The following is a 12750-nucleotide window of genomic DNA, read 5'->3' as shown; positions in this document are numbered from 1 at the left end:
TCCCATTCTTTTCACTGGAGTAGAATGCCTTTCGTGGAACGCATCATGTTTCGAGCCAAAATACACCGGGCCACCGTCACCCAGGCAGACCTGGATTATGTCGGCTCCATCACCATCGATCAGGATTTGCTGGACTTGGCAGACATCCTGCCCCATGAACGGGTGGACATCTACAACATCACCAATGGAAACCGCCTTTCCACCTATGCCCTCAGTGGTGCCAGAGGAAGCGGTGTGATTGGCATCAATGGAGCTGCGGCCCATCTGGTCCAGCCGGGAGATCTGGTGATCATTGCTGCTTATGGCAACTTCACCGAGACCGAAGCCAGAACCATGGTTCCCCAGGTGGTGCATGTGGACCAGCACAACAGACCTTTGCTGGTGGGCGTGTAGATTTTGCGATTTTGCAATGAAGCCTGAAAGGGGCTTCATTTTTACAGAGGAGGAGCATGCAGATAGGTTTTGAACGGGTGGTTCTGAAACGCATCACTGAGCTCACCTCTGCAGACTGGCGATTGATGCATGCTTTTTTTCGGGACCGGGAACTGGCAGATTGGAACGGGGCCAGACCTGTGCGTCTTCCTTTGTGGCTGTTCAAGCGCATCCTGCTGGAAGAGGAGCAGGCGGGAGACAAGTGGGGTTTTGGCATTTTCACGGAAGGCCGTCTGATTGGTTCGGTGGAACTGTACCATTTGCAGCCTGCCTTGCCTGCCCATCCCATTCAGGGGACACTGGGGATCATGATTGGAGAACGGGGTTTGCTGGGGAATGGGTATGGCCGTGAAGCCCTGCTGGCCCTGGCCCGGCATGCTTTTCAGGGCATTCAGCCTCCTCTGGAGCGCATCAGACTCACCACTTTTTTGCACAATGTGAGGGCGCAGCGCTGTTTTGCCCGGGTGGGGTTTCAGGTGAAAAGCCATGCCCAGAAGGGGGATTCCACCAGTGTCAACATGGAACTCACCCGTGCAGAATTTTTAAAACAGATGTTCATTGAAGGAGAGATCTCATGAAGGTGATGGTTTCGGGGCATGTGGAGTTGCCAGTACTGCAGGGCATTGAGTGGGTGAAGGTGTATCCAGATCAGGCCTTGCCTCCCCAGGTGTCAGAAGCCCGGGGACTGGTTTTGTGGACCCTCAACCGGGATTTTGTGCGCCATTTGCTGGAGCATGCAAAACAGCTGCAGTGGATTCAGACCCTGACGGCCGGAGTGGACCATGTGCTGGCCATGAACCTGCCAGAGCACATCACCCTGTACCGGGCTCCCAATTTGCATGAGGAGCTGGTCACCGAGCACACCCTGGCCCTCTTGCTGAGCATTGTCCGCAAGCTTCATGTCCTGAGGGACCAGCAAAGGGAGGGGCGCTGGTTTGTTCCCCATCCTTTTGGCTCGCTGCATTCCAAGCATGTGGTGATCTGGGGGTATGGCAACATTGGCCGTTCTCTGGCCAGGGTGCTGAAAGTTCTGGGGTCCAGGGTGACCGGGGTCAGGACCCAATCAGGCCATGAAGATGGCGTGCCCATCATCACCCGGCAGGATTTCCCACAGGTGTTGCCACAGGCAGATCATCTGGTGATGGTCCTGCCCAGCACCCCGGCGACCCATCAGGTGCTTGATCAGGATGTGCTGGATTTGCTTCCTGAAAGGGCCTGGGTGATCAATGTGGGCCGTGGAGATGCCATGAACCAGGAAGACCTGCTGCAGGCCCTGAAGCAAGGTCGGATTGCTGGTGCTGCTCTGGATGTGACCTCACCTGAGCCCCTTCCTGCAGACCATCCTTTCTGGAGGCTGGAGAATGTGATCCTGACCCCCCATGTGGCCTCACAGAGTGACCGCCTGCAAAGCAAGATGCGGGAGTTTATGCTGGAGAACCTCTCCCGGTTGCATGCCGGGGAACAGATGGTGGGAAAGGTGGAGCGCCATAAGGGATATTAACTCCAGTCTTTTTTTGCTTTGAAAGTTATCTTTGGTGCAGAGATGGTGGTGTTTGATGCAGGAGTTTTGGACAGCCCCTATTCTCAGTTGCACTGGTTTTTGTTACCATATAAGACAATGGAAGCAATTCCAAACTGGAGGTTGTGATGAACTTACCCCGCAGCAGCGGCATCCTGCTCCACCCCACGTCATTTCCTGGTCGGTATGGCGTAGGTGAGCTTGGTGCAAGTGCATATGCTTTTTTAGACTGGCTGTACGATGCCGGACAGCAGTGGTGGCAGGTGCTGCCCCTGGGTCCCACCGGCTACGGAGACAGCCCCTACCAATCCTTCAGTGCTTTTGCAGGCAACCCCTACCTGATCAGCTTTGATGACCTGAAAAAAGAAGGCCTGCTGACCGAAGAAGACCTTCAGGACACTCCAGATTTCCTGCCTGGAAAAGTGGATTACGGCTGGATTTACATCTGGAAATTCCAGAAGCTGCAGGCTGCCTACACCCACTTTAAAAACGGTGCATTCACCAACCTGAAAGCCGAATTTGCCACCTTTAAAGCCCAGGAAGACGCATGGCTGGAAGACTACGCCCTGTTCATGGCACTCAAAGACGAAAACGGCGGGCTGCCCTGGAATGCCTGGGACCTCCCCATCCGCCAGCGTAAAGCCCAGGCCATGCAGGACGCCAGAATCCGTCTTGCCGATGACATCGAACGCATCAGTTTCTACCAGTTCCTGTTCTTCCGGGCCTGGACCCAGGTGCGTGCCTACGCCCACAGCAAAGGCATCCAGGTCATCGGAGACATTCCCATTTTTGTGGCCATGGACTCTGCAGATGCATGGGCCAACCCGGACCAGTTCTACTTTGATGACCTCGGGCAACCCACCGTGGTGGCAGGTGTGCCACCAGACTACTTCAGTGAAACCGGACAGCTGTGGGGCAACCCCCTGTACCGCTGGGATGTCATGCAGGCCCAGGGTTTCCAGTGGTGGATTGAACGCATCAAAGGCTGCCTGAAACTTTACGATCTGGTGCGCATTGACCACTTCCGGGGTTTTGAAGCCTACTGGGAAATCCAGTACCCTGCAGAAAACGCCATCGATGGCCAGTGGGTCAAGGCCCCCGGCAAGGAACTCTTCAAGACCATCCTGGATGCTCTGGGAGAAATTCCCATCATTGCAGAGGACCTGGGCGTGATCACTGAAGAAGTGGAAGACCTGCGGGATTCCTTTGGATTCCCTGGCATGGCCATCCTGCAGTTCGCTTTCGGTGGGGGAGACTGGGCATCGAATGCCTTCCTGCCTGAAAACCTCAAGGACAACCAGATTGTTTACAGTGGCACCCACGACAACGACACCACCCGTGGCTGGTTCAATGCCGCCAAGGAAGATGAACTGACCCACCTCAACCAGGTGGCTGGCAGCGAAGTCACCGAGGACCGGGTGGCCTGGGTTCTGACAGAAATGGCCTGGCGCTCACGTGCACGGGTGTCCATTGTGCCCCTGCAGGATGTGCTGAACCTGGACACTGCGGCCCGCATGAACCTGCCTGGAAGCCTCAGTGACAGCAACTGGTCCTGGCGCTACCCCCAGGGTGCCCTGAGCCCCTTTGTGGCGAGACGTCTGAAATCCCTCACCCAGGAAGCCGGGCGTTATGTGCAGCCCCGGGTGACTGCCTGATCTTTTTTGACCTCTTTTTCCTGATTGCGAGGCCCCCGAAAGGGGGCTTTTTGCTTTTCTGAAATCCTTCAATTCCAGTCGAGCCTGAAAAACTGCTCTGCGTTCTGGTGCGTGATGCGGGCAATTTCAGTTTCAGGTTTTTTCAGCAATCGGGCAATTTCACGCACCACCAGAGGCAAATAAGCAGGCTCATTGCGGTCTGTTCTGAAGGGCAGGTTTTTGGGGGTCAGAAAGGGTGCATCGGTTTCAACGAGCAGGCGGTCCAGCGGGAGGTATTTGAGGGCTTCACGCAGATCCTGGCCGCGTTTGAGGTCGGTGATCCAGCCCGTGATGCCAATCCAGCACCCCAGATCCAGATAGGCCCTGAGCTGCTGGGTGTTCCCTGTAAAACAATGCACCACCGTGCTGGGAAGCTGTGCACCAGCAGATTTCAGCATTTCCAGGAACTTCTGGTGTGCGGCCCTTTCATGGGTGAAGAGGGGCAACTGGTGCTGGATGGCCAGTTCAAGCTGTGCAGCAAAGCAACGCTCCTGATCCTCAGGTCTGGAAAAATTCCGATCAAAATCCAGACCACATTCCCCCACAGCCACCACTTCAGGATGCTGGAGCAGGGATTCAAGCTTGTGGTGGATTTCGGGGGTGTGGGTCCGGGCTTCATGGGGATGAATGCCAGCTGTGCAAACCAGACCATGCTGCTGTGAGATTTGCAGGGCCTTCTGGCTGCTGGACAGACTGGTTCCTGTGACCACCAGCAATTCCACGCCTTCCTGAAAGGCACGTTCTATGACCTGAGGCAAATCCTTTTCAAATCTTCGGTGGGCGAGGTTGATGCCAATGTCAATCATGGCTTTGATTGTTCTACACCTGAGGGCTGGAAGCCAGAGCTGAACAGCATAAGCACAAGCACTGAGCGCTTTCGGTGGCATGCAGACTGGGTTAAGCAGACTGGGTTAAACTGCAACCATGAAAATTTACACCCGAACCGGAGACCAGGGAGAAACGGGGCTGTACGGCGCTGACCGGGTTTCAAAAGCCCACCCCAGGGTGGAAGCCTACGGCACCGTAGATGAACTCAATTCCCTGCTGGGACTGGCCCGTGCCCAGAGCCAGGACCAGGCACTGGATCAGGAGCTGGCTTACCTGCAAAATGCCCTGTTTGATGTGGGCGCGGACCTCGCCACCCGGGAGGACAGTCCTTATGCCAGAAACGTCAACCGCATGGATGCAGAGGATGTGGCTGTGCTGGAAGGCATGATTGACCGTCTGGAAACAGAGTGTGAACCCCTCAGGAATTTCATTCATCCGGGAGGAACCGTCACCGCTGCCACCTTGCATGTGGCCCGCAGTGTGGCCCGCAGGGCAGAACGGGATGTGGTGCGTCTGCAGGATGAAGAGGCCGTCAATCCCCAGGTGCGCATGTACCTCAACCGCCTGTCGGACCTGCTGTTTGTGATGGCCCGTGCAGTCAATGCCAGATCAGGCCTCAGTGAAACGCTCTGGCACGTCAAAGGCAGGAAATAAAACCCAACCAGACCACAACCCAATCAGACCAAAACAGACACCCTCTATCGGGGTGTCTGTTTTCTGTGGTGGGCTCATTTCACGTGCAAGAAATTGAAGATGCCACTGGCAATGCTGTCGGCAAGCTGTTGGCGGTAAGCAGGATTGTCCAGTTTGCGACCCTCCACCGGATGGGTGCCGAACCCAATTTCCACCAGAATGGCGGGCGTACGTGCAAAACGCAGCACCATCAAAGGTCCAGTCTTGACCCCCCGGTCTTCCACATAAAGCTGCTTGACCAGGGTGCTCTGCACTGTGTGGGCCAGCTGGCGGGACAGGGTGAGGTTGGCCTGCACCAGGATGTCTCCCAGAATGCTCTGGGCATAACTGCTGGCCTGTTTGGTGATGCTTTCCCCGAGGGCACCCCCACCGTTTTCTTTCACGGCCAGAGCACGGGTCTGGGATCCCTGTGTTTCCCCGAAGATGAAGGTCTCCACACCCTGGGCAGTCTCAGGGCCAGAATTCACGTGAATGCTCACAAAAACATTGACGGTGCCAGCGTTGGCCATGTTGGCCCGTGCACTCAGGTCGGTGCGTTTGTCTGCGCTGAGGTCTTCGTCTTCATCGCGGGTGAGGACCACCTCAACATTTTGCTTGCGCAGCACGTCCCGCAGTTTGAGGGCCACGTCCAGGGTGACTTCTTTTTCGGTGATGTAACCGACCATGCCAGGATCAACTCCGCCGTGTCCGGCATCGATCACCACACGCAATTTGGTTTTCCTTGCGACAGGTGGAGCAAAGACCTTGGTGGGCGTGGTTTTGCCTGGACTGGCTTTACTGGTGGTCGTGGTGCTTTTGTCTCCGAGATCCAGCACCAATCTGGCCCCCTGGCCACTGGTGCTGTCCAGCCAGAACACTGTGAATTTCTTTTGCAGGGAATGCTTCAGGTTCATGGTCCAGAGGGTGTCGTTGCCCGCAACCTGGATGCTGTAGCTTTTGATTTCGTTGGAAGACACCTGGGCAGATTCGGCGGGCAGTTTGATGCCCACCAGCCTGACCGTCAGGGTGGTTTTTTGCTCGTTGATGAAGTATTTGACCTGTTTGGAGAGGTCCAGAACCAGACGGGTGTAGCCCTCGTATTGCCCTATTCTGGGCGAAGCCGCCGCCCAGTTTAATGCAAAGAGAGCCAGCAGGAGAACGCGAAAAATGCTCATCTAGCCGAGTTTAACAGAGGTGTAGCAATTGAAACAATGTGGGGTGCTTTAGATGAAGTTCACGCTTCTAAGCCCTCTTGCTTTACGATGGTTCTCATGAAACGGAAGCTCCTCATCATCAGTGCCCTGTGCGGTGTGACCTTTGCCGCCAGTTTCTCTGGATTTGACATCAAGCCCAAAGGCAACCAGGATGTCGATCTGGTCACCGGGGTCACCACCCTGCCGCAAGGGGGCCTGGTGACCGACAGCAAAAATGGCATCAAGATCGATGCCCAGTACATCGAAATGAAAGAAGGAGAATTCCTCAAGGCCAGAACCGCCAAATTGACCACCAGTGATGGGGGACTGCTGACGGCCAGCAATGTGGAATACTCTGTGAAGCAAAACAACCTGACCGCCACAGGCAAGATCAGTTACCAGGACAGCAACATCAAGGATCTGGGAGCCGAAAAAGTGGTGGTCCACACCAGAGACAAGCTCATTGTGGCTTCTGGCGGGGTGCAGGCTGAATCTCCAGCCATCAAAGCCAACATGGTGCTGGCAGACTATGACAAAAATGTGGCCGTGCTGTACGGAAATTATTCCTTCCAGAGTGGCAAACAGAAGCTGAGCAACAAGTCCAGCACAGGCACCCTTTTTGTGAAGTTCAATGCCAAAGGGGAAGCCACTGCCACCACCAAACCCACAGCAGAGCAGCTGGCTGTGTTCAAACCCTACCTCAAATAAACCCTGATTCCATCAAAAGCCAGCCAAAAAGCACCCTGAAAAGGGTGCTTCAATCTTTGTGATGCATTGATGTTGCAAATTTACTGAGGGGTGCCCAGCTCGGGCTTGCCCGCTTTGCCTGCAGAGCTGTCGGTGTGGATGTCCTGAACAGACTTTTTGGTCTGTGCTGTGGACAGGGACACCTCTGGGAGGGCTAGCAGCTTCTTGAAGGCCTGGTTGATCCAGATAAAAGCAGCGCCAGTGTCGCGGATGGTGTAAGTGTGTCCACTTTCCTGATTCAGGAAGGTGTAAACGTAGTGTTTGCCATCTTTGCCCAGCAGATAACCGCTGTAGGTCAGGATGCGCCAACCGTTTCCTCCCTTACCACCAAAATACAGGTGTGGGAGGGCCAGCTTGTTGCCGTTGGGGGCCGTGGCCATGACCTCCCTGAACCATTTGTCGGTTTCGGGTTTCAGGCCATTGCGCAGGAATTCGTGGGAGAGAAGCACTGCCAGCTCTGCAGGGGTGCTGACATTGTGGGTGTTCTGGTCCACCCGGGGATCGTAGCGGTCAGATTCGAAGTATTTGCTGATGGCCTTGTCCAGGTCCAGCCAGAACACATTCTGGGCATCTCTGTCCAGGGCTTCGGCTTTCTGGTAGAGTTCCTCGCCACGGGCTTTGCTGAAGTCCTCTGCAGCCTTTCGGAGGGCTTCTTTGTTTTTGGGAAACATGGGGCTCATGCTGGCCTGGGCGGTCCACCAGGCTTTGGTGGTGAGGACCATGCGGGATTTGCAGAGGTTGAGGGCATCCAGGTTGTGTTGCACCTGCCTGAGGCCCACCCGGCGCTGCAGGATGTCGGTGGCGGTGTTGTCGCTGTGCTGGATCATGCGCACAGCCAGGGTGTTCACATCGCTGCCGTCAAAGGGGAATTCTCCCAGGCTGTGGTTGCTCTGGGTCACATCAAAAATCTCTTTGAGGGAGACTTTCTGGCTGTCCACCTGTCTGGCCAGTTCGTACATCACAGCCTGTTTGTAGGTGCTGGCCAGTGGGAACTGTTCGTTGGCGCTTCTGGACACCACCCGTTTGAATTTCAGGGTCAGTGGATCCACTTCTGCCACAAACAGCCCGAGTTTGCCTTGCAGGCGGCTGGGCGGTGCAGGTGCATCTGCATGAGGCAGAAATTGAGCCTGGAATGAATAGCAAACAGGTCTGGGAACAGTCACCTGGGCTGCCTGGGCCACAGGGGGCAACTGGGGAAGCTGTTGGGCTTCATGTTGACCGCTTAAAGGGGTCAGCATCCATGCGAGAGAAGCAAGGGTGAGGGCAAGTCCCCCGATGGCGAGTTTGGTCCACATCAGGCTTTCATCATAACCAAAAAAGCCGTCAAAAAAACAGAAGGGAGGTCGAGTCCCTTCTGTGCAGACTGAACCTTTCAGATTACAGGCTGATGGGCTCGATACCGTAGCCAATCGTACCTGGACCTGCATGGGTGGCCACCACTGCACCCAGGGTGTTGATTCCGATGACTTCCACTCCAGTGGCTTTGAGGGATTCAGCCATTTTTCGGGCTTCTTCCTCTGCACCAGGGGTGTCAATCATGCAGACCCGACAAGGGCCATGGGTCTGCACAAATTTGCTGACGTGGGTTTGCAGTTCCTTGAGGGCCTGGGGGCGACCTCGGACCCTTCCTGCAGCTTCCACCCGTCCGTTTTTGACGGCCAGGATGGGCTTGATGTTGAGCAGACTGCCCAGCATGGCCTGCGCGCCTCCGATTCTGCCGTTCATGCGCAGGTAGTCCAGGGTGTCCACGGTGAACATGATGTTCTGCTTCTGGCGAACTTTTTCCAGCACGGCCAGGATGTCTTCCAGACGGCCACCCATCCAGGCCATGTCACTGGCCCGCATGGCCATCATGCCCAGACCCACCGAGACGGTTTCAGAATCAAAAACCGTCACCCGCCCTTCAAATTCTTTGGCAGCCAGCTGGGCACTCTGGGCTGTGCCAGACATCTTGCTGGAGATGTGAATGGACAGCACATGGTCTGCCATCAGCAGGGCGTTTTCGTACACCACTTTGAAGTCTTCGGGAGAGGGTTGACTGGTGGAGGGGATTTTCTTTCCGGCTTTCACCCCGGTGAAGATGTCGGGGGTGTTGATTTCGATGCGGTCTTTCTGAAGTTTTCCATCAAAATTCACGTACAGAGGCACCACAGTGAGGTGGTGGGCCTCCACCTGATCCGGAAGAAGATCACAGGTCGAGTCGGTGATCACTTTGAGCATGGTCTAAGATTACCTGATTTTTCAGACATTGATGTGGGAAATCCTGAGATGGGAGGGTGGGAACCGGGAAGCCTGGGGAGCCACAAAAGGTTAGCAAGTAAAAAATAAATATTTTTTTCACAACCAAAAAAAGCTGCAGCTGCAGGCACACTGCTGTTTTGCCCCTGCTTTTGAAGACCCGTTTGCAAAGCAGAAAGCACACGCTGGTTCTTTAAAAGGATTGATTGCAGAAACGTTCCATTCACCTCAAGTTGTTTTTGGGCCTCTGTCTAGTGTGCTCCCTTGACGGCATGGCCCTTTTTTCATTACCTTACTCGTTAAGTGAAACGCCTTGCCGCCACCGTGAATAATGATGATAATCGTCACAAACGGGTGGCGTAGGCAGAGTTTGCAGCTGAAACCCCCCGGACAAACCGGGGGGTTTTTCGTCAAGGAGACAGCCATGCATGACACCGTGCTAGAAGAACTTCAGAGAACCCTGGTTCAGGACCTCAGCCAGCACGCCGGAGAAACCGTGCTGCTCAAAGGCTGGGTGTATTCCAGACGCGACCTCGGAGGCGTGCAATTCCTCACCCTGCGGGACCGCACCGGCATTGTGCAGTGCGTGGGCTCCCAGCTGGACCTGCCCATCGCCGAATCTGTGGTGCAGGTCAAAGGCAAAGTGGTGCAGCACCCCAAAGCACCTGGAGGCTATGAAATCCAGATTTCCGAGCTGCAGGTGATTTCTCGGGCGGTGGAACCCTCTCCCGTAGAATTGCCCAAGGTGCAGTGGAACGTGAACCCCGAAACCCTGCTGGATTACCGCTATGTCAGCGTGCGGGGCCTCAAAGAGCGCGCTTCCCTGAAAGTGCAGGCTGTGCTGGTGGAGGGTTTCCGTGCAGCCCTGCGTGAGGCAGGCTTCACCGAGATCTTCACCCCCAAGATTGTGTCTGCCGGCGCAGAAGGCGGATCCAACCTCTTTGAAGTGGATTACTTCGGAGAGCGGGCTTACCTGGCGCAAAGCCCCCAGCTTTACAAGCAGATCATGGTGGGCGTCTACGAGCGGGTCTTTGAGACGGCTCCGGTGTACCGCGCTGAAGAGCACGCCACCAGCCGCCACCTCAACGAATACCTCTCGCTGGACGTGGAACTGGGTTTCATTGAATCTGATGAAGATGTGATGCAGATCGAAGAAATGGTGCTGAAACGCATCTGCAAGGAACTCACCGAGCAGTGCCAGAAAGAATTCGACCTTTTCAAAATGGAAGCGCCCAGAGCTCCAGACCGCTTCCCCAGAATTCCCCTGCTGGAAGCCAGACAGCTCATCAAAGACCATTTCGGGTACAGCGTGGGCGGCAAGGACCTCGACCCTGAAGGGGAGCGCCTGCTCAGCCAGTACTTCCAGGAAAAAGAAGGCAGTGACTTTGTTTTCGTCACCCGCTTTCCCAAGAGCGCCCGTCCTTTCTATGCCTACTACGAGGCAGACGGCATGACCCGCAGCTTTGACTTGCTGTACCGGGGCATCGAGATCACCTCTGGTGGTCAGCGCATCCACGAATACAACATGCTGCTGGAAAGCCTGGCAGACCGCAACATGAAGGTGGACGGCTTTGAAGGTTACCTGGAGGTCTTCAAACACGGCATGCCCCCCCACGGTGGTTTTGCCATTGGTGCAGAGCGCCTGACCGCCAAATTCCTGGGCATCCAGAACGTGCGTTATGCCCGTGCTTTCCCCAGAGACCGTCACCGCCTGCTTCCCTGAGCCACCTCTAAAGCAAAGAAAGACCGGAGTGATCCGGTCTTTTTGGTTTGATTGTGTGGATCAGTGCTCGACTTCTGGCAGGGGAGGGACGCTGGTGCCCACCCAGGTGCCTTCCTGAAAATACCGGCTCTGGGGTTCTCTGGCCCGTTTGAAGTAATCTTCCAGCAGGTCATCGTGGGTTTGCAGGGTTTCGGGGGTGATCTCGTGGGCCCTGAATCCGGAGGCCATCAGGAAACCTCCAGCCACCTTGATTTTGTTTTTGATGTGCACCGAGAAATCCACTTCCAGCAGGGTGTCTCCATCCTGATCCAGCACCGTGAGCAGGTCTTTCTCTGGATCGCTCTGGTCATAGATCACAGTCAGGAGGTCCAGGTTGGCCCAGTTGTAGGTCTGTCCCTGGAATTTCAGGATCAGGCGTTCAGGGCTGAAACTCCAGATGCCTTCGGTTCTGGATTGTCCCAGTCCACTGAAAGACACGGTGGTCCGGATGTGGGCGGAGATGTGCTCCAGGTTGCTGAACAGCACCACGCCATGCACGGTTTCCAGCGGATACCGTTTTTGAAAGCCCAGGTATTGCCGGGTCCAGGGGGTGTTCCAGGGGGAGGTGTTTTTGGCTTGAAGTGTGAACATGACATGCTCCCTTTCTGCAGCCTCACTGAAGGAAGACAGAATTCCCCAGGGAGAACACGGTGCTGGCAGATGGTGGTGCTGCACAGTCTGAATTCTGCAAAAGACCAGAAGGGCAGGTTCTGATTCCATCTTGAACTGCAAGATATCACACCACTCTTTCAGGTTGGATTAAGTTAAACATCAGTTAAGATTCAGGTATAGATGGGGCCTTCATGGATGAGCTTCTGCAGTTTTCTGCATTTGTGCTTTCCTGAACATCGGTTTGCTTGCAAGGAGGTGTAGACTGTACCCCATGGAAACTTGGGCCACTTTTGCGGTGGGCGGCCAGAAAATTCATGGCATGCTGCACCTTCCTGACACCCCCAGACCCGAGGCGGGTTTTCCCAGTGTGGTTTTTCTGCACGGATTCACCGGCTCCAGAAGCGAACACCACCGCCTGTTTGTGCTGCTGGCCCGCCGTCTGGCACAGCTTGGAGTGGCAGCACTGCGTTTTGATTACCGGGGCAACGGAGACAGCGAGGGAGACTTCAGCGAAATGACCGTCACCCGCAATGTGGAAGATGCCGTGCATGCCGCAGAATACCTGCGCAACTACCCTGGCATTGATCCCCTGCAAGTGCGGGTGCTGGGATTCTCCATGGGTGGCCTGACCGCCATTCTGGCTGCTGCTGGAATGCAGGCAGAACGCCTGCTGCTGTGGGCACCTGCTGCACCAGAAGGCATGATGCGCATGCTCAACGGCAAAATCCCAGCCACCACCACCGACTTTGGTGGCTGGCCTCTGGGCCGGAATTACTTTCTGGACCTTGCAAAGCACGATTCACGCAAGGCCCTGGCTGCATATGCGGGTCCAGTTCTGATCCTTCAGGGGGAAAAAGACGAAGCTGTCCCTCCGAAGACTGCCATTCAGTACGCAGAAAATTCCAGGGCTGACCTGGTGGTGCTCCCTGATGCAGACCACATCTTCGGGTCTTTCCAGTGGACCGACTGGGTCTTTGAGAGAAGCATCCAGTTCCTGATCTGAAACTTTAAGCCTAGAAAGAAAGTCCCTGATGATAGGGACTTTCTTTCGTT

At 55.4% G+C, this 12750-nt stretch carries 13 protein-coding genes; 8 read left to right on the top strand and 5 right to left on the bottom strand.

The genetic code is table 11. The annotated features are described in order from the left end of the window. The first annotated feature begins 33 nt into the window (after nucleotides 1-33). From panD to malQ, 4 genes are all read left to right on the top strand, one after another. A complete protein-coding gene (panD, locus tag IEY52_RS07840) occupies nucleotides 34-393 on the top strand; it encodes an aspartate 1-decarboxylase (RefSeq protein ID WP_189002085.1) in 360 nt (119 codons plus the stop codon). Between the two features lie 56 nt (nucleotides 394-449). Beyond that, nucleotides 450-1010: a GNAT family N-acetyltransferase gene (locus tag IEY52_RS07835; RefSeq protein WP_189002083.1), complete on the top strand. Its 561-nt coding sequence runs from the start codon at nucleotides 450-452 to the stop codon at nucleotides 1008-1010. Next, nucleotides 1007-1933: a D-2-hydroxyacid dehydrogenase gene (locus tag IEY52_RS07830; RefSeq protein ID WP_189002080.1), complete on the top strand. Its 927-nt coding sequence runs from the start codon at nucleotides 1007-1009 to the stop codon at nucleotides 1931-1933. Before IEY52_RS07835 ends, IEY52_RS07830 begins: the two co-directional genes overlap by 4 nt. 146 nt (nucleotides 1934-2079) lie before the next feature. Beyond that, nucleotides 2080-3606, top strand: a complete 1527-nt coding sequence (malQ, locus tag IEY52_RS07825) for a 4-alpha-glucanotransferase (RefSeq protein ID WP_189002078.1) — start codon at nucleotides 2080-2082, stop codon at nucleotides 3604-3606. 68 nt (nucleotides 3607-3674) lie between these two features. Here malQ and IEY52_RS07820 read toward each other — a convergent pair whose 3' ends face one another. After that, entirely contained in the window at nucleotides 3675-4451 is a 777-nt protein-coding gene (locus IEY52_RS07820; protein WP_229684681.1) for a TatD family hydrolase, read from the bottom strand. Between the two features lie 118 nt (nucleotides 4452-4569). Here IEY52_RS07820 and IEY52_RS07815 point away from each other — a divergent pair, with 118 nt between their 5' ends. After that, the gene (locus tag IEY52_RS07815; protein WP_189002073.1) at nucleotides 4570-5127 is read left to right on the top strand and encodes a cob(I)yrinic acid a,c-diamide adenosyltransferase; all 558 of its coding nucleotides are present in this window, start codon (nucleotides 4570-4572) and stop codon (nucleotides 5125-5127) included. 74 nt (nucleotides 5128-5201) lie between these two features. Here the strand turns inward: IEY52_RS07815 and IEY52_RS07810 are convergent, their stop codons facing one another. Continuing rightward, nucleotides 5202-6320: an N-acetylmuramoyl-L-alanine amidase family protein gene (locus IEY52_RS07810; RefSeq protein ID WP_229684680.1), complete on the bottom strand. Its 1119-nt coding sequence runs from the start codon at nucleotides 6318-6320 to the stop codon at nucleotides 5202-5204. A 96-nt stretch (nucleotides 6321-6416) separates the two neighbouring features. On the opposite strand from IEY52_RS07810, the gene IEY52_RS07805 reads away from it, so the two are divergent. Next, nucleotides 6417-7046 carry a hypothetical protein gene (locus tag IEY52_RS07805; RefSeq protein WP_189002071.1) on the top strand — a complete coding sequence of 210 codons (630 nt, stop codon included), beginning with the start codon at nucleotides 6417-6419 and terminating at the stop codon, nucleotides 7044-7046. A gap of 80 nt (nucleotides 7047-7126) precedes the next feature. Here IEY52_RS07805 and IEY52_RS07800 read toward each other — a convergent pair whose 3' ends face one another. Together IEY52_RS07800 and fakB are read right to left on the bottom strand one after the other, a co-directional pair. Next, a complete protein-coding gene (locus IEY52_RS07800; RefSeq protein WP_189002069.1) occupies nucleotides 7127-8380 on the bottom strand; it encodes a serine hydrolase in 1254 nt (417 codons plus the stop codon). An 82-nt stretch (nucleotides 8381-8462) separates the two neighbouring features. Beyond that, nucleotides 8463-9305, bottom strand: coding sequence for a DegV family protein (fakB, locus tag IEY52_RS07795; RefSeq protein WP_189002067.1), 843 nt, complete (start codon nucleotides 9303-9305; stop codon nucleotides 8463-8465). A 442-nt stretch (nucleotides 9306-9747) separates the two neighbouring features. Between fakB and aspS the strand changes: the two genes are divergently transcribed. Further along, complete coding sequence (gene aspS / locus IEY52_RS07790) at nucleotides 9748-11046, top strand: aspartate--tRNA(Asn) ligase (protein ID WP_189002055.1); 1299 nt, start codon at nucleotides 9748-9750, stop codon at nucleotides 11044-11046. A gap of 60 nt (nucleotides 11047-11106) precedes the next feature. On the opposite strand, the gene IEY52_RS07785 is transcribed toward aspS, so the two are convergent. Further along, nucleotides 11107-11676, bottom strand: coding sequence for a hypothetical protein (locus IEY52_RS07785; protein ID WP_189002052.1), 570 nt, complete (start codon nucleotides 11674-11676; stop codon nucleotides 11107-11109). A 292-nt stretch (nucleotides 11677-11968) separates the two neighbouring features. Here IEY52_RS07785 and IEY52_RS07780 point away from each other — a divergent pair, with 292 nt between their 5' ends. Further along, nucleotides 11969-12700, top strand: a complete 732-nt coding sequence (locus IEY52_RS07780; protein ID WP_189002050.1) for an alpha/beta hydrolase family protein — start codon at nucleotides 11969-11971, stop codon at nucleotides 12698-12700. The last annotated feature ends 50 nt before the right edge of the window (nucleotides 12701-12750 follow it).

The organism is Deinococcus roseus (genome assembly GCF_014646895.1).
Classification (GTDB): domain Bacteria; phylum Deinococcota; class Deinococci; order Deinococcales; family Deinococcaceae; genus Deinococcus_C; species Deinococcus_C roseus.
Note: the sequence above shows the minus strand (reverse complement) of the source record. Positions and strands in the feature narration are given on the sequence as shown.